The following is a 21,773-nucleotide window of genomic DNA, read 5'->3' as shown; positions in this document are numbered from 1 at the left end:
GTCAGCTCACGCCGGCCGGCGTCCGCGCGCCCTCCCACTCACCGGTGAAGTGGTTGTAGCACGTCGAGTTGTCCAGTTTCGAGCGGTCCGGCGCCTTCTCGCCGCTCACGATCTTGCCGATGCGCTCCGGGTCGGGAGCGGCCATCGCGAGCAGCCTGGTGTAGTCGTGGTGCGGGTCGAGGATCACGGCATCGGCCGGTCCCCGCTCGACGACGCGGCCCTTGTAGAGCACGAGGATCTCGTCCGAGAAGTGCCGCGCGGTCGCGAGGTCGTGCGTGATGTACAGCACCGCCAGGTCGTCCTCGCGCTGCAGCCGGCCGAGCAGGTTCAGCACGCCGAGTCGGATCGAGACGTCGAGCATCGACACCGGCTCGTCGGCCAGCACCACCTGCGCACCCGGTGCGAGGGCCCGCGCGATCGCGACGCGCTGGCGCTGGCCTCCGGAGAGCTCATGCGGTCGCCGTTGCGCGAACGACTCGTCCAGGTTCACCCGCTCCAGCATCTCGATGACGCGCTCGTAGGTCTCGTGCGCCCCCCGCGTGCGCTTGTGGATCCGCAACGGCCGCGCGATGTGGTGCTCGATCGAATGGAACGGGTTGAGGGACGCGAAGGGATCCTGGAAGACCATCTGCACGTGGCTGCGGTACTCGCGCCCCGATACGGCACGCCCGTCCGCCTGTGTGACCTCGATGCTGCCTGAGGTGGGCCGTTCGAGCTTGGAGAGGATGCGGGCGATGGTCGATTTGCCCGATCCTGACTCTCCGACCAGCGCGACCGTCCGGCCGGGGACGAGGTCGAACGAGACGCCGTCGACGGCACGGAACCGCTGATGGCGCAGCCCCTTGCGGATGCTGAACTCCTTGACCAGGTCTGTGACCTTCACATCGGTCATGCGGGCGTCTCCTCGGTGTCGGCACCGGCATCGACGTCGATTCCGGTGCGGATGAACGATCCCCTCGAGCCGCTGAGACTCGGGAACGAGCCCAGGAGCTTCCTGGTGTACTCGTGATGCGGATCCCGGTACATCTCGTCGGCGGAACGCAGCTCGACGATCTCGCCCTTGAGCATCACCGCGATGCGGTCGCTGATCTCGAGCAGCAGTGGCAGGTCGTGGGTGATGAAGATCACGGCGAAGCCGAGCTCGTCGCGCAGACGCACGATCTCCCGGAGGATGTCGCGCTGCACGACCACGTCGAGCGCGGTGGTCGGCTCGTCCATGATCATGACCTGCGGTTCGAGGATCATCGCCATCGCGATCATGACGCGCTGCCGCATGCCGCCGGACAGCTCGTGCGGATAGGACGTCAGCCGGGCCGGATCCACGCCGACGCGGGAGAGCACATCCGCCGCACGCGCGCGTCGCTCGGCGCGCGACATCTGCGGGCGATGGGCCTGCAGGACATCCTCCAGCTGCACGCGGATGCTGGTGACGGGGTTGAGCGCGTTCATCGCGCCCTGGAACACCATGGACAGCTCGGACCAGCGGAACGCCCGCAGTTTCTCGTCGCCGAGCTCGAGCAGATCGACGTCACCGCCTCGGCCGTGGAAGACGATGCTGCCGGTCGTGATCCGAGCCGGCGGCTTGTGCAGCCGATTGATCGCGTAGGCGAGCGTCGTCTTGCCGCATCCGGATTCACCGGCGAGGCCGAGGATCTCCCCGGCGGCGAGGTCGAACGACGCGTTGCGCACCGCGGTGACGGGAGTGTCGACCTCGTAGACCACTGTGAGGTCCGAGACGGACAGCACTGGACGGCGTTCTTCGATGACAGCACTCATCAGGCACGCTCCTTCTTGTGCGATGCGCGGCGTTCACGACGCTCGGTGCGCGCGTGCAGGCGCACGTTCTTGAGCTTGGGGTTGATGATCTCGTCGATGGAGAAGTTCACCAGCGACAGGCCCATGCCGAACAGGGCGATGATGAGCCCTGGCGGGATGAACCACCACCAGGCTCCGAGCGGCAGGGCGAAGCCGTTCTGCGCGTAGAACAGCATCGTGCCCAGAGTCGAGGCGTTGGACGCCCCGAGTCCGAGGAACGACAGTCCGGCCTCGCCGAGGATCGCGGCGATGACCGCGAAGACGAACTGCGAGGCCAGCACGGGCAGCAGGTTCGGCAGGATCTCGACGACGATGACGCGCCACGCGCGTTCGCCCGCGACGCGGTTGGCTGCGACGTAGTCACGGCTGCGGATGGACAGCGTCTGCGCTCGCAGCACTCTGGCCGATCCGGCCCAGCTCGTGATCGCGAGGACCACGGCGATCGTCCACAGCCCGCGCGCTTCGGCTGGTACGAAACCCGAGATGACGATGACGAGCGGGAGGCCGGGGATCACGAGGAAGACATTCGACAGCAGCGAGAACGCCTCGTCGGCGAAGCCCCCGATGTAGGCGCCCAGGATGCCGAAGAAGGCCGAGAGCACGGTTGCGAGGATGCCGACGATGATGCCGATCTCGAGCGAGCCGCGCGTGGCGTATGCGAGCTGCGCGAAGACGTCCTGGCCGGTCTGGGTGGTTCCCATCAGGTGCTCGGCCGAGGGCGGGGTCAGACCGATGTTGCTGATGGCCGCCGGATCGCCCACGAACATCGGGCCGATCAGTCCGAACAGGGCGATGGCGCCGATGAGGATGAGTCCGGTGGCGAGCCACGGGGTCATCGTCGGAAGCATCTGCCGTAGGGCCGAACGCGATCGCCGGCGTGCGCCGTCGCGCTGCTGGCGGGTGATGATGAGCTCGGTGCCGTCGGCGACCGAGGTTTCCGTTTCCGGTGCGATGTTGGTCATGGCGATCAGCTCCGTGCCCGCGTGCGGGGATCGATGAGGCCGTAGAAGAGGTCGACGATGAAGTTCGCTCCGAGCACCGCCAGCGTGATGAACAGGAACAGGCCCTGCATAAGCGCGTAATCGTTGTTGGTCACCGCGGAGAGCAGCTTCGAGCCGATGCCCGGGTAGGAGAACACCTGCTCGGTCACGACGGAGCCCGAGACGACGAAGCCGAGCGAGATGGCGAAGCCCGCGATCGAGGGGAGCACGGCGTTGCGTGCCGCGTAGCCGCGCAGGATCGTCCCGTTCGCCAGCCCCTTGGCGTGCGCGGTGAGGATGTAGTCCTCGGACAGGGTCGAGACCATCATGTTGCGCATCCCGAGCAGCCAGCCGCCGAGCGAGGCGATGACGATCGTCAGCGCCGGCAGGAACCCGTAGTAGATGGCGGACTGGATGAACTCCCAGTTCCAACCGGGGTCGAGGATCACGTCGTAGCCGCCCTGCGAGGGGAACCAGCCCAGTTGCGTGGAAAGGAAGTAGACGAGGATCAGCGCCAGCCAGAAGTACGGCACCGCGGCCAGCAGGGTCGTCGCCGGCACCAGCGAATCCAGCCAGGTGCCCGGCTTCCATCCGACGAGCGCGCCGAGTGTGATGCCGATGATGAACGACAGCACCGTCGCGACCCCGATGAGCATGATCGTCCAGGGCAGTGAAGTCGCGATCACCTCCGACACGGGTGCCGGGAAGTACGTCACGGACACCCCGAGATCGCCCTTGAAGACGTTCACGAGGTAGTTCCAGTACTGCGCGATGAGGGGTTGCGACGAGTCGCCCCCGAGGAGGAGTTCGTAGGCCTGCCTGGTCTCGGCAGACACCTGGCCGCCGCGCTGCTGGAGCTTGGCGAGCAGGATGTCGACCGGGTTGCCCGGCAGCAGCCGCGGAATCAGGAAGTTGAGCGTCAGCGCCGCCCAGAGGGCGACGATGTAGAAGCCCACCTTTCTCAGGTAATAGTTCACCGATCCGCGCCTTCCATCTGTACGAACTCCTCCTCGGTCACGGTCACTCGCCCGTGGGCTTCAGCGCCTTGAAGATCTGGGCGTTGTCCGGGGACGCCCAGATCGCCGGGAAGGCGTAGAGGTTGTCCAACGTCGGCCACCCGGTGAACTTCGCCGCGTTGAACTCGCTCGTGGTTCCGCCCGTGAGGATCGGGATGTACGGCATCTCCTCGACGATCGCCGCCTGGATGATGTCGAACTGCGCCTGACGCGCGGCGGTGTCCTCCGGGCTCGTGCGCTTGAGCACCGCGAGCGCCTCATCGACCGCGGGGTCGCTGAATCGCGACACATTGACGGGGGCGGTCTCGCCGACCTTCGCGGTGTTCGCGGTGGAGAAGTTGTTGTTGTACAGGTAGTACGGGTCGCTGGCCGCGCCCTGGCCGAGCGAGTCGATCGCGAGCTGGTAGTTGCCCTTGGTCTTCTTGTCGGTCCATTCGTTCCACGACGACTGCGCCGCGGTGACATCGATGCCGGCGGCCTTCAGCTGCTGCGCCATGGTGTCGATGGCCGTGATGTAGTCGGTCCAGCCGGTGACGACCTCGATGGTGAGCTTGAGCGGCTCGCCGTCCTTGGCGTAAATGCCGTCGGCGCCCTTCGCATAGCCCGCGCCCGTGAGCAGCTCCTCCACCTTGTCGAGGTCCGGCTCGCTCGGCACCGTCGGTTCTTCGATCGCGGCGGAGATGTACTCCTCCTGCGCGGGGAGAAGCGCGAAGGTCGGCGACATGTCGCTCGCGGTGTCCTGGAAGGCGAGCGAGTTCACCTGCGGGCGGTCGATCGCGTAGTAGATGGCCTTGCGCACGGCCGGGTCGGTCTGCGGACCGGTGCAGCCGAGGTCGGCGTTCGAGCAGGTCAGCAGCGCCATCTGGTTCATGCCGATGGTGATCGCCTCGTACCCGGGGTAGTTCTTCGAGACGTTCTCGATGTCGGGCACGGGGCCGGTCTGCCAGTCGATCGTTCCGGCCGCGAGGGCGTCCACACCGGCGGTGTTGCCGGACAGCGACAGGTAGCGGATGTTCTCGACCGCCGGGGCGCCGTCCCAGTAATCCTCGTTTGCCGTGAGGGTGAAGGCCTGCGCCTTGAAGTTGTCCAGCACGTACGGGCCTGTCCCGACGGGCTCGGCCAGCACGTCTGCCACCGGGTCGATGTCCTTCCAGATGTGCTCGGGAACGATGAAGGTCTTGCCGAGGATCTCGGGTCCGGTCACGAACGCCGGCTCCGGGAACGCGATGCTCACATGCGTGTCGTCGATCTTGGTGACTTCACCCTTGAACCCGCCGGTGTTGATCGCCGGGGTGTCCTTGATGAGCTGGAACGTGAAGACGACGTCGTCGGCGGTGAACGGCTCGCCGTCGGACCAGGTGACGCCCTCGCGCAGCGTGATGTCCAGCTGGGTGCCGTCCGCGTTCCACGTGTACTCGGTGCCCAGCAGCGGCGTGAAGTCCTCGGTGTTGACGTTCGTGACGAAGAACAGTGATTCGTAGATCGTGCCCAGGCCGCCGATCTTGGTCGGCGAGTACGGGTTGAAGTTGATCTGGTAGTCGCCGGCCTGGCCGGTGAAGCCGACCAGTGTGTTGGCGTCGCCCGAGGCGCCGCTCGAGCCGCCCGCACTGCCTGCCGGACTGCAACCGGTCAGTGCCAGCCCGAGCGCAAGCGCCCCGGCACCGAGGGCGAGCGTCGCGCGGCGTGCGCGCTGTGAGCCAAGAAGCATCGGTGATCCTTTCCTCACGCCACGGCATCGTGACCGTCGGCGTCGACGAGCCCTGCGCAGTTGCAGGGGCGGAAGGTCGGCCTCCCGCCTGGTCATTGTTACGCAATGAAACGAACCCTGTCAAGGATCTTTGTCACAAATGAAACTAAGTGTCGTGTTGTGACGTCGGAAATGCACGAGTGCGCCCCGCGACCGAGGTCACGGGGCGCACTCGTCGGCGGCAGCCGTCAGGCCCGCAGGTCTCCCGCGTGACGCAGCACCAACGACCCGAGGAACAGATCCGCTTCGGTATCCACCGGCGCACCGGTGACGACGAACTCGTGGCTCTCGCCGGCCAGCAGCGTCACGAGTCCGCTGTCGACGGCGGCGTCCACGTGACCGCGGTCGGCCAGGATGAAGGCATCTCGGACATACGATCGCGCCGTGATCCGCACGCGGATGTCTTCCCCGACGCGGCTCGCCTCGGAGCCGAACGCGTCCTTCTCCAGGCGCTGCTCCACCACCTCGGCGAAGTCATGGATGCCGCGCGCGAAGCCCACTGCATCCACCACCAGCACCTCGCCGCCCGCTTCCTGCGGAGTGCTCAGACCTTCGGGGATCGTGAGCGTCTGCACGCCGCGCGCCGGCAGCTCCGCGGCGATCGAGGTCTCCGCCAGGACCGTGCCGTCGAACGCCTGACGGCGCACCACGACCTCGCCCGACCAGGGCTCCGCGTGGTCGTTCAGCAGTACGGCCGCCAGGCCGCCGTCGCGCGGCTGGACCGTGATGAAACGCGGTTCATAGACCGCCTTGATCGCGTACCAGAGGGGCTTGCGGCGCTCCTCGAAATCGACGGCGGCCCACGAGATCACCGGCCAGTCGTCGTTGAGCTGCCACACGATCGAGCCGGTGTTGTACGGCGCGAGCGAGCGGAAGTGCGAGATGCCGAACCGCACCGCCGCCGCCTGGTTCAACTGCGTCGCCCAGTGCCAGTCGTCGATCGTCGCCGGCTTCGGCAGGTGCGGCAGGTATCCGCGCTCGAGCTTGAGGTTGCCCTCGTGCGCCTTCTGGTGCACGAGCATCTGCTCGCCGTACGGCTCGAGCGGGCTGTCGTGCACGGCATCCACGAGCGTGGTCCAGGCCGGCGGCCCCTGGAAGCCGAACTCCGCGACGAAACGGGGCGTCCACTCGGCGTATGCGGTGTAGTCCTTCTGGTTCCACACGTCCCAGATGTGCACGGTCCCGTGCGTGTCCAGGTTGGGACTCACATAGGACGAGAAGGAATAGGGGCTGCCTGCGGAGTAGAAGCGGGTCGGGTCGAGTTCGGCGATCAGGCGGGGGAACAGTCGCCTGTAGTAGCCCTCGCCCCACGTCTTGCCCTCCAGACGCGGGCGCCAGCCCCAGTCCGTGTATCCGACGATGTTCTCGTTGTTGCCGTTCCAGATCGCCAGCGACGCGTGCCCGGAGAGGCGGGTGATGGCTTCGCGGGCCTCGGCTTCGACCTCGACGGCCAGCCATTCCTCCTCCGCATACGCGGCGCATGCGAACAGGAAGTCCTGCTGCACCAGCACACCCTGCTCATCGCAGATCTCGTAGAAGTCGTCGGCCTCGTAGATCCCGCCGCCCCACACGCGCAGCAGGTTCATGTTCGCCTCCGTGGCGTCCGCGATGCGACGTGCGTAGCGATCGCGATCGACCTCGGTCGTGAACGCGTGGTCGGGGATCCAGTTGGCGCCCCGAATCTGCACGAGCTGGTCGTTCACATGCACCGCGTAGGGGCTGCCGTGCTCATCCGGGGCGATGTCGACGCGGATCGTGCGGAAGCCGACCCGCCCCGTCCAGAGCTGGGCCGTCGACGCGTCTTCCGCACTCACGCGCACGACGACGTCGTACAGCGGCTGGTCGCCGTGGCTGCGCGGCCACCACAGCTGCGCGTCCGGCACCTCGACACGCACGGATGCCGCGGACTCGCGGTCGGCGAGGTGGGCAGTGGCGATGCGGCCGTCGACCTCGACCTGGACCGTGAGCAGACCGGCCTTGAGGGCATCCGCGCGCTCGATGTCGACGTGCGCGTTCAGGATGCCGGTGGTGCCGTCGACATCGACCAGCGGACGCACGGAGGCGATCCGCAGCGTCGACCAGCTCTCGATGCGGATCGGCTTCCAGATTCCGGATGCCGCGACGTCGATCCCCCAGTCCCACCCGAAGCTGCTCGCCATCTTGCGCACCGCGTTGTACGCGTGGTGGTTGGTATGCGGGCGCGGACCGTGCTGCTCCGACCGCGCGAGGGCCGCGGGGACGGGAGCGGCGAAGTCGATGCGCAGCTCGTTGCGTCCGGCGACCAGCGCAGCTCCGATGTCGAATCGGTAGGAGCGGTGCTGATTCTGGGTGCGGCCGATCTCGACGCCGTTCAGCGTCAGGGTCGCGATCGTGTCGAGCCCCTCGGCGACCAGGTCACGGCGCTCGGTGCCGTCCTCGACCCAGTCGAAGCTCGTTCGGAACGACCAGTCGACATCGCCGATCCACTGCTGCTCCGTCTCGTTGGCACCGTCGAAGGGCTCTGCGATGAGACCAGCGCGATGCAGGTCGACGTGCACGGATCCCGGAACGCGGGCCGGCACGGCGACACCGGCGATCCCCTCGGGCGCCGGCCCAGCGACGGCGGTGACGGTCCAGTTCTCGGACAGTTCGATGACGGCCATACGGCTCCTTCGCCTTGAGGCACCCACCAGTCAGGTGCGCTACTTAGTTCCACAATCTAACAAAGCAGGAGGCGTGCGCGAAACCCCCGACACGATTCATGTCGGTAGCGCGCCGACCTCACCAGGCGGCGGCGACCTCGGCATGCGTGCGGAGGATGCCCTCGGTCGAGCCGGCCGGTGCGCGTCCGATGCCGCACTCGGTCGCGACTCCGAACTCGGTGGTGAAGCGGGATGCCGCGGCGATGCGCCGCCGCGCTCCCTCCGCTCCGTCCTCGCGGTGCACGAGACCGAGGTACAGCTCTCCGACCGGCTCCAGCGTCGCGAGCGGAGCGAAGAACGCCTCATCGTCTCGATCGATCGGCACCGGCAGGTGCAGCCATGTCACGGGCCGGGACGCCGCAGCCATCACAGCGTTCGCGTAGCGCACGAGGTTGCCGGCATCCGCCGGCTCGATGAAGTGCTTCTCCCCCGCATCGCCGTAGCAGAGGTGGACGCCGACCTCGGCATCCGCGGGCACCGCATCCACCAGTGCCGCGAGTCGCGCGACCAGGCCGTCGAAGGGATCGCCCGGCCACCACGCCGTCATGGTCCTGCCGTAGCCGGCCGCGCGCTCGATGATGCCCATCTCGCTGGCGACATCCCACTGCACCGCGAGGTCCTCGTGCGGGATCGCCGCCGCGATGCGCGACAGTTCGCGCCGCATCGCCGCATCGTAGACGGGCTCGATCGCGGCGCGATCGTCGCCGGCGAAGAACGATGAGACGACCGCGACCGGCGTCGGCAGCGACACCTGGAACCGGATGCCGGTGGGCACCGCTCCCTCCGCACGCAGCCGCGTGAAGATCGCGTAGGAGTCGATCGCGGCATCCGCATAGCCGAGCGGCGGCAGTTCGATCAACGCCGCTTCGACGCCGTCCGCGATGCGCAGCGGGCGCGCGTCCAACCCGGCGGGGAACGGGATCGGCTGATCTCCGACGCGCTCGATGCCGACGGCCTGCCCGAGCACGTCGGGCTGGAACATGATCCAGTGGAACCTCTTGCCGACCTCGCCGTCCGGAATCCGCTTGAGGCGGCCGCCGAGCATCTCGGCGGCCACGCGCATCGTCTTCTCGGCATCGTCGAAGTTCACACTGCCCACGAGGAGGGCACCCTGCGGTGTCGTCATCCCTCCAGGCTATCGGCGCGATATCTCCGGCCCTGACGGCTCTGCCACCCCCAGCCCGGCTGGTTAGGATGGCCTGAACGGATGCCGCTGAGCAGGAGGCGCACCATGGGCTTCATCACCTCACCCGCTCTCGACGAGACCGGGTATGTGATCCTCGACCGCGACGACCGGCCCATCGACGAGGCCGAGTGGCAGAGCCTCGAGTACATCGGCTGGCGTTCGTCCGGCATCACCCGGTTCGCCCCGCTCACGAGCTACGCCGGCGACATCGACTGCAACGGCTTCTGGAACCGCACACCGCCGCGCACCGACAAGGACGGCGTGTGGATCGAGTCGCAGGTCGAGATCGCGCCGACCATCGTCGCCCGCGCGAAGGAGCCGGGCGCGGACATCGGGCGCTGCCGGGTCATCGAGCTGCAGCCCAACACCTACGCCGACGCGATCTACAACCTCCACCAGGACGACAACAACCGCCTCAACGAGGACGGCACCGGCTGGGTGGTCCGCGGTTCCCTCAACCTCACGGACGATCCTGACTCGCTGATGATCCTGCGCGCCGACCGCTTCGACCCGGCGACCGAGGTGCGTCTGCCGCTGCCGGCCGGATCGCGCGTGATCGTCGACACGCAGCGCTTCTGGCACGCCGTCTGGCACCGCGGCACATCGCCGCGCTACTCGCTCATCACGTCCTGGACCTCCGGTCCGGAGCTGGACGACTACATCGCCGCCGGCCACGGCGATGCGCGCGCGCCCGACGTGGCCCTGGACCCGCACCTCGTCGACGATGCGCAGGTCGAACTGCACCGTCGCATCGAGGAACGTCGCAGGGCGTTCGAGGCGGCAGGGATCACGATGGAGCCGCCGGCGTCGCTGTACGGCTGACCGGATGCCGCAGGCCCCGGCTCAGCCCGCTGTCACGGTGAGAGGGGCGAGGGTGAGCCGCACTGTGCACTCCTCCGGGCGTTCGGCCGCGAGCACGCAGTCGGCGGCGAGCGGACCACCCGCCTCCGTCAGGACGCCCTGCATCAGCCCCAGGTGCACCGCGCACAGCACGGGACGGTGCTCGGGGCGACCTGCCGCGTGCGGACAAGGCGTGAGGTCGACCGTGAGCGCCGCGTCGTCGACGACGGGTTCGAATCCGCTCTCCTCGAGATGTTCGACGAGGGCATCGAGCTGGTGGGTCGCATCGGGTGAGAGGTCCGGTGCGGTCGACGGCAGCATCCTTCGCAGCAGGTCCCCGCGCCGCGCGGCGGCCGAGACCTTGTCTCGGGCGACGGGACTGGACGCCTCCGGCGTTCCGGTCGCGGCGCTGTACAGTGTGCGGGGTCGGCCGCGCGTCGTGCGGTGCTCGGTGGAGGCGATGACGTAGCCGCCTTCGATCAGCCGCTGGAGGTGCTCGCGGATCGTGTTCGCGTGCAGTCCCGTCGCCTCGCGCAGCTCCTGGATCGAGCGCTCCGAGCGCGCCTGCACCAGGTGCAGGATCTGCACCCGGGAGTAGCTCGAGATCGGTCCGTACGCGGGTCTGGCGGTGGCCATTGGTCCATTGTGTCCGAGCCGCCTGACAGCGAGCCGCACCATGGGCCGTGAATAACCCTCAGGCGCGGGGCCAGACCAGTGATCGCGCCGACCTGCTCACCAGCGGGAGGACTCCGATCATCCCGAACAGCAGCACGGGGCCGCCCGCGCCGAAGTCGCCGCCGACCGTCCCCATGGCCTGGACGCTGAGCACGAGGACGAGGACCGCGCCGATGATGCCGAGGATCGCCAGTACCCGTCCCATGATCCGAAGCCCGTCCGACAGGATGCCGAGAGCCGCGGGGATGAGTGTGCCGACGAGGATCACCACGGTCAGCACGATCAGAATGATGAACCCGACGACGACGGCGAGGCCGACGCCGAACGATTCGGTCTCGGGCGCGGGGATGGGGGTGAAGACCGTGCTGAGCACGCTCCACGCCTTCTCGTCGCCCTCGCCGGAACGCTGGGTCGCGTAGGGGAGGACGAGCCCGAGCACGAGCGCCAACGCGATGACCAGGGCGTAGGTGCCGACCAGCATCCGCTCGAGCTGATCCACCCTCGCCTGCAGGGTGCGGATCTCTGCATTCGGATCGGACATCTCCGGCCTCCCGCTCTCTCGCGGTCCACCATAGCGGTCTGCGGTGTCGGATGCCGCGGCTACCCTGAATCCATGGCAAAGACCCGTCCCGCTCCCCCGGCCTTCGTCTGCACCGAGTGCGGGTGGACGGCGTCGAAGTGGGTGGGTCGCTGCGGCGAGTGCCAGCAGTGGGGGACGGTCGTGGAGCAGGCCGCTTCGGTGGGGATCGCGCGCCCGCAGGTCACCGCCCTGGCGCCGTCGGCCGACCGCGTCGCGCGCCCGATCACCCAGATCACGACGGCGGAGTCCCCTCGTCGCACGAGCGGGGTCGGCGAGTTCGACCGCGTGCTCGGCGGGGGCATCGTGCCCGGTGCCGCGATCCTGCTGAGCGGCGAACCGGGGGTCGGAAAGTCGACGCTGCTGCTCGAGGTCGCGGCGCAGTCCGCGCGGTCTGGACGACGGGTGCTGTACGCGAGCGCCGAGGAGTCTCCCGCGCAGGTGCGCCTGCGCGCCGAGCGCACCGGTGCACTGCACGACGAGCTGTATCTGGCCAGCGAGACCGACCTGGCCACGATCCTCGGCCATATCGACGAGGTGCGCCCCGAGCTCGTGATCGTCGACTCGGTCCAGACCGTCGCATCGTCCTTGATCGACGGGGCGGCAGGGCAGCCGAGTCAGGTCCGTGAGGTCGCTGCGACGCTGATCCGCGTGGCGAAGGAGCGCAGCCTGCCGATCATCATCGTCGGCCACGTGACCAAGGACGGTCAGATCGCCGGCCCTCGGCTGCTCGAGCATCTGGTCGACGTCGTGTGCCATTTCGAGGGCGACCGGCAGACCTCGCTGCGCTTCGTGCGCGCTCTCAAGAACCGCTTCGGCCCGACCGACGAGGTGGGTTGCTTCGAGATGGCCGGTGACGGCATCGTCGAGGTGCCAGACCCCTCGGGGCTGTTCCTGTCGCAGGGTGCCGCCGAACCGGGGACCTGCGTCGCCATCGCTCTCGAGGGGCGGCGCGCGATGCCGGTCGAGGTGCAGGCGCTGACGATCAAGGCGTCCGGCCCGAACCCGCGTCGCGTGGTGCACGGCCTCGACGGCTCTCGCGTGGCGATGGTGCTCGCGATCCTCGAGCGCCGCGCCGGCATCCCCACCGGCAGCCTGGACGTCTACGTCTCGACGGTCGGCGGCGTGCGATTCACCGAGCCGGCAGCCGATCTCGCGATCGCGCTGGCCGTGGCCGGTTCCATCCAGCAGATCTCCGTACCGCGTTCGGTCGCGGCGGTCGGCGAGCTCAGCCTCGCCGGTGAGGTCCGCCCCGTGACCCAGGCCGCTCAGCGGCGCAGCGAGGCGGCCCGGTTGGGCTACACGCGCGTCGTGGACGAGCGGTCCCAGACGCTGCGCGCCGCGATCGGCGACGTCCGCGCGCACGGCGGACGTCAGCGTCCCGTCGACGACGTCCCGCCGTTCTGACCGCCGGACGCCGCGAACGGTCGCGCTTCGGGTGGCTTCGTCCGCTCCGATCCCGCCACTGCCGTGACCGTCCTCGCGATCGGTCACGGTTCGGGTGGCATCTCGCTCCCGCATCCCGCCCCAGGCGTGACCGCCCGGAGGTTCAGGCGCGCACGGGAGAACTCCGGCGGTTCCGCCCCATCACCCCCCATCACCGGCGTGGCCACCGAACGAACGGTCGCGCTTCGGGTGACCTCGTCCGCCCCGATCCCGCCACGAGCGTGACCGTCCTGCCGGTCGGTCGCGCTTCGGGTGGCTTCCCGCTCCCGCATCCCGCCGCAGGCGTGACCGAAGCCCACGCGCGAGCGTGGCACGCGAAGCTCTACGAGAGCGCTTTGAGGAGCTCCTGCGGCTCCGCCTGCATCGGATGCGGCCCCGCGATGTCGAGGAACACCGTCGTCACCGTGTCGGCGTGCTTGGTGAGGAACGCCCGAAGCCAGTCGGCCGAGTAGATCCCCACGCCGGGCGGCAGGTTCGCCGGCTTGTTCTTCGCATCGCTGAACAGCAGCAGCGCGACATCGCCGCTCTTCGGGTCGCGGTACGTCCAGACCTCGCCACTGTCGAGCGGATTGTCCCTGGCACCAGGCTTGATGAGCGGGACGACCGTGGTGCCGTGACGCAGCGCGAGCGCGACGGCCGCGACATCCTGCTTCTCGAGCGCCTGCGCCAGTGCCTCGGAGCGGAAGTCCTCGGGGGCGGGCTTGCTCTTCGCGCTCTTCTTTCGGGCCATGGACCCAGTCTAAAGAAGTGGGGCCCTCTCGAGTCGTCCATTGGGGACTGGAGTACTCGAAAGGGCCCTCGGACTCTCGTTCGGTGAATGTCGAAGCGCTGGGGACGCTGAATACGACGCCACTGGGGATGGCATGCACACCGAATCAGTTCCGAGAGTCACCTCAATGGTATCCCAAACCACCTGAGAAAACAGCTGCACCCCGACCGGACGCACCGCCGCGCGTGTCACTGCAGGATGATCTGCCGGCTCGCCGTGCTGTCGAAGCCACCGATGGAGACCGACACGTGGTAGGACGCGCCTCCCCCCGGCGCACGCTGACGGTTCGGGTCGTCGCAGGTCGTCGTGTTGGAGCGCGTGCGATCCCAGACCAGCGGGGTCGCACTGGGCACCGTCTGCCCCGCCGTGAGCGTCACGATCATGCTGCTCGGGTTCTGCTGGCAGTCCGTCGAGCGCCACCAGAGATCCTCGCCACTGGTGATCTCGAAGCGCTGGGTCGCCGTTCCGACATCGAGGGTGCAATCCGTCGCCCCCTTGTTGGTCAGCGAGATCGACAACTGCGGCTGCTGATCCGGGGCATAGCTCTCGGCATCCGTCACGGCGGCCACCTCGATGTCCGCCGCTTTGCAGGCGGCCACGCCCGGCGTCTCGGATGCGGATGGCGTCGGGGTCTCCGCTGAAGTCGGCGACGGCGTCTCGACGACGGGAGTCGGCGACTTCGTGGGCTCCGCCTCGCCGGATCCGTCCCACGGGCGCGCGATCAGGGCCCAGACTCCGGCCGCGACGATCGCGAACACGAGCACGAGGACGAGGAGGACGGCCAACCGCCTGCGGCGGTAGACGGCGGCGGTGCGCCTGGCCATCAGAGCTCCTTCAGCATGCGCGTGTTGCCCAGCGTGTTCGGTTTGACGTGGGCGAGGTCGAGGAACTCCGCGACTCCCTCATCCGGGCTGCGCAGCAGCTGAGAGTACACGTCGGGGTCGACGACCTGCTCTCCGATCGGCGCGAATCCGCGGCGGGTGAAGAAGTCGACCTCGAACGTCAGGCAGAAGAGTCGGCTCAACCCGAGTTGGACGGCGCGTTCCTCGAGAGCCCCGACGATCGCCCCGCCGACGCCGTGGTGCAACCAGTCCTCGCGCACGAGCAGCGTGCGGATCTCTCCGAGGTCCTCCCACATGACGTGCAGGGCACCGCAGCCGATCAGCTCTCCGTCGCGCTCCGCGACGACGAACTCCTGCGTCGCGCCGTACAGCACCGCGAGGTCCTTGCCGAGCAGGATCCGTCGGTCCACCATCGGCTCCAGCAGGCGATGGATGCCGAGGATGTCGGCGCTGCGCGCGGGGCGGACGGTGTAGCTCACGGCATCCAGCCTAGAACGCCCCTCATGCACGAACCTGTGGACACGACGAAGGGCGGATGCCTCGGCATCCGCCCTTCGTCGTTCAGATCACTCGCCGCTGGCGATCGCCAGGTCCGGCGTGCCGGGGATCGCTCCCCCGCCGGTGTTGATCCCGACCGAGACCTTCTCGCCGCGAGGCTTCGTCTCGAACAGGAACTTGCCCTCGGCGGAATCCACCTTGACGTGGTCTCCGGCGTTGAGCTCGCCGTGCAGGATCTTCTCGGACAGCTGGTCCTCGATCTCCCGCTGCATCGCGCGGCGCAGGGGCCGCGCACCGAGAGCCGGGTCGAATCCGACCTCGATGAGGCGCTCCTTGGCGGCCTGCGTGAGCTCCACGGTCATGTCGCGGTCCAGCAGGCGGTCGCTGAGACGCTTGGTGAACAGATCGACGATCTGCACCAGCTCCTCCTTCGACAGCTGCGGGAAGACGATGACGTCGTCGACGCGGTTGAGGAACTCGGGCTTGAAGTGGCGCTTGAGCTCCTCGTCGACCTTGCCCTTCATCCGCTCGTAACTGGTCTGCGCGTTGCCCTCGATCTGGAAGCCGACGGGGCCACCGGCGATCGCGGACGATCCGAGGTTGGTCGTCATGATGATGACCGTGTTCTTGAAGTCCACGACCCGACCCTGGCCGTCGGTGAGACGGCCTTCCTCGAGGATCTGCAGCAGCGAGTTGAAGATGTCGGGGTGGGCCTTCTCGATCTCGTCGAAGAGCACCACGCTGAACGGCTTGCGGCGCACCTTCTCGGTGAGCTGGCCGCCCTCTTCGAAGCCGACGAACCCTGGAGGGGCACCGAACAGCCGCGAGACGGTGTGCTTCTCGCCGAACTCGCTCATGTCGAGCGAGATGAGGGCACCTTCGTCGTCGAACAGGAACTCCGCGAGCGCCTTGGCGAGCTCGGTCTTTCCGACGCCGGTCGGGCCGGCGAAGATGAACGAGCCGGAGGGACGCTTCGGATCCTTGAGGCCGGCGCGCTGGCGACGGATCGTGCGGGACAGGGCCGCAATGGCCTCCTCCTGCCCGATGACGCGCTGGTGCAGCGCCTTCTCCATGAAGACGAGTCGGCTGGACTCCTCCTCCGTCAGCTTGAACACCGGGATACCGGTGGCCTGCGCGAGCACCTCGGCGATCAGGCCCTCGTCGACGACCGCCTGGGTCGCGACGTCACCGGAGCGCCACTGCTTCTCGAGGCGGAGCCGCTCGGCGAGCAGGCTCTTCTCCTCGTCGCGCAGGGACGCGGCCTTCTCGAAGTCCTGTTCCTCGGAGGCGGCTTCCTTCTGCTCGCGGACCTTCGCGATCTTGTCGTCGAACTCGCGCAGCTCCGGCGGCGAGGACAGGATGCTGAGTCGCAGGCGTGCGCCGGCCTCGTCGATCAGGTCGATGGCCTTGTCCGGCAGGAAGCGGTCGGAGACGTAGCGGTCGGCGAGGTTCGCCGCCGCGACGAGCGCGCCGTCAGTGATCTGCACCTTGTGGTGCGCCTCGTAGCGGTCGCGGAGACCCTTGAGGATGTTGATCGCGTGCGGCAGGCTCGGCTCGTTCACCTGCACCGGCTGGAAGCGGCGCTCGAGCGCGGCATCCTTCTCGAAGTGCTTGCGGTACTCGTCCAGCGTGGTCGCACCGATCGTCTGGAGCTCACCACGGGCGAGCAGCGGCTTGAGGATGCTGGCCGCATCGATCGCGCCCTCGGCGGCACCCGCACCCACGAGGGTGTGGATCTCGTCGATGAAGACGATGATGTCGCCGCGGGTGCGGATCTCCTTGGTGACCTTCTTCAGCCGCTCCTCGAAGTCACCGCGGTAGCGGGAACCGGCGATGAGCGAGCCGAGGTCGAGCGAGTACAGCTGCTTGTCCTTCAGCGTCTCGGGGACATCGCCCTTGACGATGGCCTGCGCGAGGCCCTCGACGACGGCGGTCTTGCCGACGCCAGGCTCGCCGATCAGGACGGGGTTGTTCTTGGAGCGGCGGGAGAGGATCTGCATGACCCGCTCCGCCTCCTTCTCGCGCCCGATGACCGGGTCGAGCTTGTTGTCGCGCGCGGCCTGCGTCAGGTTGCGACCGAACTGGTCGAGGACCTGCGAGCCGCCCTGCGCACCCGACTGGGTCTCGTGCGCCTGCGCGCCCACGGCTGCCGGCTCGCGTCCGGGCGCTCCGGAGAGCAGCTGGATGACCTGCTGGCGGACCTTGTTCAGGTCAGCGCCGAGCTTGACCAGCACCTGGGCTGCGACGCCCTCACCCTCGCGGATGAGGCCGAGCAGGATGTGCTCGGTGCCGATGTAGTTGTGGCCGAGCTGCAGCGCTTCGCGCAGGCTCAGCTCGAGCACCTTCTTGGCGCGCGGGGTGAAGGGGATGTGACCGGTGGGCTGCTGCTGGCCCTGGCCGATGATGTCCTGCACCTGCTCGCGCACGGCGTCGAGGGAGATGCCGAGCGACTCCAGCGCCTTGGCTGCGACGCCCTCGCCCTCGTGGATGAGGCCGAGCAGGATGTGCTCGGTGCCGATGTAATTGTGGTTGAGCATCTTCGCCTCTTCTTGGGCGAGGACGACCACTCGACGGGCTCGGTCCGTGAATCTCTCGAACATTGTCAACTCCTTGGTTCGCACGGGGCGAATGCACTGACGCCAGACGGCTCTTCAGCGCCTGTACATCGAGAGTAACGACCACCGGGACGAGGTATGCCCGTGTTCGCCGTGGGCATAGCCCCTGGCGCCGGGGTCTTGACACTGCTTATCGACTATCGTTATGTTAACGACCATCGATAACAACGACTATCGATATAGGGGGGGAATCATGTCGAACGCCGTACAGTCTGGACGAGCAGCGAGCCTTACCGAGAAGACGATCCTCGGCTTCATCGCCGGAAGTGCAGCGGCGATCGCGCTGGTCGATCTCGTTCTCCTCATCAGCCACACGATCGCACTCATGACGGCGGACGAAGTCGTCGTACCGCGGATGGCCCTGGACCAGGATGCCGCGGAGCGGATCGCAGCTGCGCCAGGCGTCGCCGATGCCACGTTCGACAGCGTGACGATCACGGCCGATGGGCTCTCCGCGTCGCCACGAGCACTCCTGGCCGCTGCAGACGTCCTCGGTTCGATCGGCGTCATCGGCCTGTGCATCGTGGTCGCCTGGATCTGCGTGCGGCTGTTCATCGGCCGGCCGTTCTCCGCCGCGGTGACCTGGGGTATCGGTACCGCGGCGATCCTCGTCATGGCCGGCGGACTCCTCGGTCAGACAGTGCGCGCGAATGCGCATACCGAGATCACGTCCGAACTCGGGCTCACCGCTGTGGGTCTGCCGAGTTTCGAGATGTCGATCGATCTCGCGCCCATCGGCTGGGGGCTCGCTCTGGCGGTGATCGCCGGTGCGTTCGAGATCGGGCAGCGCATGCAGCGCGAGACGGAGGGGCTGGTCTGATGGACGCCACACGATCAGAACGCACCGATGCGTTCACCGTTCTCCTCTACGGCCTCGGCGCCGCCGTCGTCGTGGGGATCGGCACCTGGCTCCGCGCGGACGCTGTGTTCCGTGATGACGGCGTCGCCTGGACGATTCCGATCGACGAGCAACCGATCGCGGCGACCATCGACTCCGGTGAGGTCGCCGTCGAGGGAATCGCGCGGGAGGCGACCATCCTCGCCTCTGATGTGAGCGCGGGCGCTGTCGCCGCGATCGTCGGTGGGATCGCGCTGTGGGCGCTGACGGCGCTCGTGGTCATCGGCGCGGTCATGCTCGTGGCATCGAACTTCCTGCGCGGCCGCGTCTTCGTCCGCGGGAACGCGCTCGCCTTCACGATCATGGGCTGGATGCTGTCCATCGCGCCGCTGGTGATCGTCGGCCTGGACAACGTCGCGCGCAACGGCGTGCTGGCTGCGGCGGGAGTCGGCGCGGGCGAGACCGTGCATCCGATCGAGTTCTGGGCGGCGATCCCGGTCGTCGCCGGTGGCATCGCGGTCGGACTGATCGCGGTCGCGTTCCGGCGCGGCATCCGGTTGCAGAAGGAAACGGAAGGGCTCGTCTGATGATCTTCGGTTCTGCGGCCGAACTCGGCACGTCGCTGTGGTTCATCGCCGTCGCGCTGCTCGTACTCGCCGTCGTCGTCGGCCTCGTCGTGTGGCGTGCACGACGGCGCGGCAGCAGGACAGCCGTCCTCGACGTCGCGCTCACGTTGAGCGGATGGTGGGTCATGATGTCGGCCGTCGGCCTGATCGCCATCGTGGGCAAGCTGTTCAGTGCGGACTGGGTCGAGCTCATGGGGGTGGATGTGATCGTCGCCCTTCCGCCGGATCTGCCGTGTGTCGATTCCGGTGCCGCGGACGGCGCTTCCACGGAGGGTGCTGCTCTGGCGTGCCGTTCCGCGGCCGTGAACTCTCCCACGGTGTACGACGCGAGCGTGGGCGTCCGGGTGCTTTCCGCCTTGGCCGAGCTGTGTCAGCTGATCGTGTCGACGCTGCCGGCTGCGATGATCGCGGTGATCTGCTTCCAGACTCTGCGCGGGCGCGCGTTCCATCGCACCGTGGTCCGCGCGCTGACGATCGGCGCCGTCGTGCTGCTGGTCGTGGGCATCGCCGGCGACCTGCTGGCCGAGATCTCGGGAACGCTCGCGCTGCGCGAGGTGTTCTCCCCCGACAGCGAATGGTATCCGCCGACCTTCATGCTGTCGATCTCGCTGCCGGCGGTCGGCGGCGCGATCGCGCTGGCCGCGCTGGCCGCGGTCTTCAGCCAGGGCACCCGACTGCAGGCCGAACGGGACCGGCTCGAGCGCGAGACGGAGGGGCTGGTATGACGCCGGCTGACTCCGACGACGAGGTCACCGGCATCCACTGCCGGCTCGACGAGCTGCTCGCCGAGCGCGGAATGACGCTGACGGAGCTGAGCGCGCGCGTCGGGATCTCGATCGTGAATCTGTCGGTACTGAAGAACGACCGAGCCAGGGCGATCCGCTACTCGACGCTGCGGGCGATCTGCGACGCGTTGGAGTGCGAAGTGGGCGAGCTGCTCGTGTTGGCGTGACACCCGTCGGGCTGGCCGCCGACAGTGAGGAGCCACCGCGCCGTGGTCAGTGAGATCCAATGGACTCTCAACGTCGAGACACAGGGTGCGGTGGCTCACCCTCAGTGTCCACCTCTGGCCACCCCGACACAAGGCGTTCATCATGCGCCCGCCGAGTCCCACTCCGGCAGGTGTCACGCCGCCGGACGGAACCGTTTCGGAGGCGGATCGACTCCGCCGGCACCCCAGTTGTAGAGGAGCACGGCTCTCGGTTTCAGAATGCGCGCCTCTCCACCCGGATCATGGAGCACGAAGTCGTCCTTGCCGTTGCGCGTGATCCTCCATCCGCCGTGGTGGAGGTTCATGTGGTGGAAGCGACAGAGCAGAATCCCGCGATCGATGTCGGTGCGCCCGCCGGACGACCACCCGTCGATGTGATGCGCCTCGCAATACGATGCGGGCCGATCACAGCCGGGGATTCGGCACCCGCCGTCTCTGATGGCCAGCGCGATGCGCTGCGCGGGAGTGAACAACCGATGCTCTCGTCCGACGTCGAGCGGATTGCCCGAGGAATCGACGGTCACGGCGACAACCCCACCCTCACAGATGCGCTGAGCCGCAGTCGATGCCGGAAGAGCGGTGAGCCCGTCTTCGGTGTGGACGATCGATCCCGGCGCGCCATTCGCGTCGACCACCTGCACGAGTCGGACGCCGGCCTGTCGCGTGCCGAACACGTCCTGCGGCTCGGCGAGTGCGCCCGCGCGCACGACGTCCATGAAGAGATCGAAGGCGAGCTGGTCGTTCGTGCGCGGGTCGGCGACGAGCGCCTCGGCCCGGGCCTTCTCGTTAGTGTCTACGAACCGCGGACCTCCGCGCCGCGGGCGCAGACCGGCGGCGACGATGCTGTCGAAGAATGCTCCGCTCTCCTCGTCGAACACGATGTCGCCGCGGCGGCGCCCGAATGAATCCCGATAGACGCGCAACGATCGGGCCGCATACTGCGCATCGAACCGCGCCAAGGCTCCTTCGGGGTCGAGCACGTCGCGCAGGGCGCGTGCGGCGCTGCGCAGTTCTTCGACGGACCTCACCGGAGCCTCGGCGATCAGTTGCTCCGCGGCGCATGCCCACACGTCTCTTGCTTCGCGCGCGCCGTCGTCATCCTCCGTGTCCGGCGGTTCGCCGAGCCCGTTGCGGATCACGTCGAACTGCGCGGTCGTGATCGCTCCAGCCTGGAGCGCCGACCGCAGCGGTTCGTACCACGGCATGACGGAAGCGACCACGGGCTGAGGAGAAAGGGTGTTGCCGGCATCCGTCAGCGTCTCGCGCGTTCCATCGTCCAGCATCGCGAGCGCCACCCTGACTTCGCGCGCCGCCTCACCTTTGGTGGATCCGGTGATGTTCTGAACGAGATCGACCGCTGAACGGCGTCCCTGCGACTGAGCGAGCCCCGAGTGCCCCTGCGCTCGCGTCGACCGCGCAGCCGCGACGCCCACCGCCGCGAGCTTGATCTGCTCGACCTGACCGGCGAGCTCCACCGTCTCCTCGAGGATCGCGAGGATCTCGGCATCCGACATTTCAGACAGCGTCGCAGGAAGATCGTCAGCGCTCGCGACCGGGATCCGATGCCCACGCAACGTGGGGATCAGGGCCGCGACCTCGCTGAAAACTGCCATACTTCATGATCACATTGG

Annotated in this window: 20 protein-coding genes; 6 read left to right on the top strand and 14 right to left on the bottom strand. The window is 68.0% G+C overall.

What is annotated here, in order from left to right; all coding sequences use genetic code 11:
• Position 1 precedes the first annotated feature (1 nt).
• The 7 genes from OED01_RS02520 to OED01_RS02490 form a co-directional block, all read right to left on the bottom strand.
• Entirely contained in the window at positions 2–892 is an 891-nt protein-coding gene (locus tag OED01_RS02520) for an ABC transporter ATP-binding protein (protein ID WP_264156840.1), read from the bottom strand.
• Positions 889–1,776, bottom strand: coding sequence for an ABC transporter ATP-binding protein (locus OED01_RS02515; RefSeq protein ID WP_264156839.1), 888 nt, complete (start codon positions 1,774–1,776; stop codon positions 889–891). The genes OED01_RS02520 and OED01_RS02515 overlap by 4 nt, the downstream gene beginning before the upstream one ends.
• Positions 1,776–2,777, bottom strand: coding sequence for an ABC transporter permease (locus tag OED01_RS02510; RefSeq protein WP_264156838.1), 1,002 nt, complete (start codon positions 2,775–2,777; stop codon positions 1,776–1,778). Before OED01_RS02510 ends, OED01_RS02515 begins: the two co-directional genes overlap by 1 nt.
• 5 nt (positions 2,778–2,782) lie before the next feature.
• Positions 2,783–3,772, bottom strand: coding sequence for an ABC transporter permease (locus OED01_RS02505; protein WP_264156837.1), 990 nt, complete (start codon positions 3,770–3,772; stop codon positions 2,783–2,785).
• A 43-nt stretch (positions 3,773–3,815) separates the two neighbouring features.
• Complete coding sequence (locus OED01_RS02500; protein WP_264156836.1) at positions 3,816–5,519, bottom strand: ABC transporter substrate-binding protein; 1,704 nt, start codon at positions 5,517–5,519, stop codon at positions 3,816–3,818.
• A 227-nt stretch (positions 5,520–5,746) separates the two neighbouring features.
• Entirely contained in the window at positions 5,747–8,200 is a 2,454-nt protein-coding gene (locus OED01_RS02495) for a glycoside hydrolase family 2 protein (protein ID WP_264156835.1), read from the bottom strand.
• Between the two features lie 118 nt (positions 8,201–8,318).
• Positions 8,319–9,365 (bottom strand): hypothetical protein, encoded by a 1,047-nt coding sequence (locus OED01_RS02490; protein ID WP_264156834.1) that lies wholly within the window; start codon positions 9,363–9,365, stop codon positions 8,319–8,321.
• A gap of 105 nt (positions 9,366–9,470) precedes the next feature.
• On the opposite strand from OED01_RS02490, the gene OED01_RS02485 reads away from it, so the two are divergent.
• Positions 9,471–10,247, top strand: coding sequence for a hypothetical protein (locus OED01_RS02485; RefSeq protein WP_264156833.1), 777 nt, complete (start codon positions 9,471–9,473; stop codon positions 10,245–10,247).
• 21 nt (positions 10,248–10,268) lie between these two features.
• Here OED01_RS02485 and OED01_RS02480 read toward each other — a convergent pair whose 3' ends face one another.
• Together OED01_RS02480 and OED01_RS02475 are read right to left on the bottom strand one after the other, a co-directional pair.
• The gene (locus tag OED01_RS02480; RefSeq protein ID WP_264156832.1) at positions 10,269–10,901 is read right to left on the bottom strand and encodes a helix-turn-helix transcriptional regulator; all 633 of its coding nucleotides are present in this window, start codon (positions 10,899–10,901) and stop codon (positions 10,269–10,271) included.
• A 58-nt stretch (positions 10,902–10,959) separates the two neighbouring features.
• Positions 10,960–11,481, bottom strand: a complete 522-nt coding sequence (locus OED01_RS02475) for a hypothetical protein (RefSeq protein ID WP_264156831.1) — start codon at positions 11,479–11,481, stop codon at positions 10,960–10,962.
• Positions 11,482–11,553: 72 nt separating this feature from the next.
• On the opposite strand from OED01_RS02475, the gene radA reads away from it, so the two are divergent.
• The gene (radA, locus tag OED01_RS02470; RefSeq protein WP_264156830.1) at positions 11,554–12,924 is read left to right on the top strand and encodes a DNA repair protein RadA; all 1,371 of its coding nucleotides are present in this window, start codon (positions 11,554–11,556) and stop codon (positions 12,922–12,924) included.
• A gap of 361 nt (positions 12,925–13,285) precedes the next feature.
• Here radA and OED01_RS02465 read toward each other — a convergent pair whose 3' ends face one another.
• The 4 genes from OED01_RS02465 to OED01_RS02450 all read right to left on the bottom strand — a co-directional run bounded on the left by OED01_RS02465 (position 13,286) and on the right by OED01_RS02450 (position 17,672).
• Positions 13,286–13,693, bottom strand: a complete 408-nt coding sequence (locus tag OED01_RS02465; RefSeq protein ID WP_264156829.1) for a dehydrogenase — start codon at positions 13,691–13,693, stop codon at positions 13,286–13,288.
• Positions 13,694–13,920: 227 nt separating this feature from the next.
• A complete protein-coding gene (locus tag OED01_RS02460) occupies positions 13,921–14,556 on the bottom strand; it encodes a hypothetical protein (protein ID WP_264156828.1) in 636 nt (211 codons plus the stop codon).
• Positions 14,556–15,053, bottom strand: a complete 498-nt coding sequence (locus tag OED01_RS02455; protein ID WP_264156827.1) for an amino-acid N-acetyltransferase — start codon at positions 15,051–15,053, stop codon at positions 14,556–14,558. Before OED01_RS02455 ends, OED01_RS02460 begins: the two co-directional genes overlap by 1 nt.
• A gap of 87 nt (positions 15,054–15,140) precedes the next feature.
• Positions 15,141–17,672 carry an ATP-dependent Clp protease ATP-binding subunit gene (locus OED01_RS02450; protein ID WP_264156826.1) on the bottom strand — a complete coding sequence of 844 codons (2,532 nt, stop codon included), beginning with the start codon at positions 17,670–17,672 and terminating at the stop codon, positions 15,141–15,143.
• A gap of 160 nt (positions 17,673–17,832) precedes the next feature.
• Here OED01_RS02450 and OED01_RS02445 point away from each other — a divergent pair, with 160 nt between their 5' ends.
• Genes OED01_RS02445 through OED01_RS02430 form a run of 4 tightly spaced genes read left to right on the top strand, consistent with a single transcriptional unit; the run spans position 17,833 to position 20,103 of the window.
• Positions 17,833–18,507, top strand: coding sequence for a hypothetical protein (locus OED01_RS02445; protein ID WP_264156825.1), 675 nt, complete (start codon positions 17,833–17,835; stop codon positions 18,505–18,507).
• Positions 18,507–19,112, top strand: coding sequence for a hypothetical protein (locus tag OED01_RS02440; RefSeq protein ID WP_264156824.1), 606 nt, complete (start codon positions 18,507–18,509; stop codon positions 19,110–19,112). The genes OED01_RS02445 and OED01_RS02440 overlap by 1 nt, the downstream gene beginning before the upstream one ends.
• Positions 19,112–19,876: a hypothetical protein gene (locus tag OED01_RS02435; protein ID WP_264156823.1), complete on the top strand. Its 765-nt coding sequence runs from the start codon at positions 19,112–19,114 to the stop codon at positions 19,874–19,876. The genes OED01_RS02440 and OED01_RS02435 overlap by 1 nt, the downstream gene beginning before the upstream one ends.
• Positions 19,873–20,103: a helix-turn-helix domain-containing protein gene (locus OED01_RS02430; RefSeq protein ID WP_264156822.1), complete on the top strand. Its 231-nt coding sequence runs from the start codon at positions 19,873–19,875 to the stop codon at positions 20,101–20,103. Before OED01_RS02435 ends, OED01_RS02430 begins: the two co-directional genes overlap by 4 nt.
• 173 nt (positions 20,104–20,276) lie before the next feature.
• Here the strand turns inward: OED01_RS02430 and OED01_RS02425 are convergent, their stop codons facing one another.
• Positions 20,277–21,755 carry an HNH endonuclease signature motif containing protein gene (locus OED01_RS02425; protein ID WP_264156821.1) on the bottom strand — a complete coding sequence of 493 codons (1,479 nt, stop codon included), beginning with the start codon at positions 21,753–21,755 and terminating at the stop codon, positions 20,277–20,279.
• Positions 21,756–21,773 lie beyond the last annotated feature (18 nt).

It is taken from the genome of Microbacterium sp. M28 (assembly GCF_025836995.1).
In the GTDB taxonomy this organism is placed as follows: Bacteria; Actinomycetota; Actinomycetes; order Actinomycetales; family Microbacteriaceae; genus Microbacterium.
Note: the sequence above shows the minus strand (reverse complement) of the source record. Positions and strands in the feature narration are given on the sequence as shown.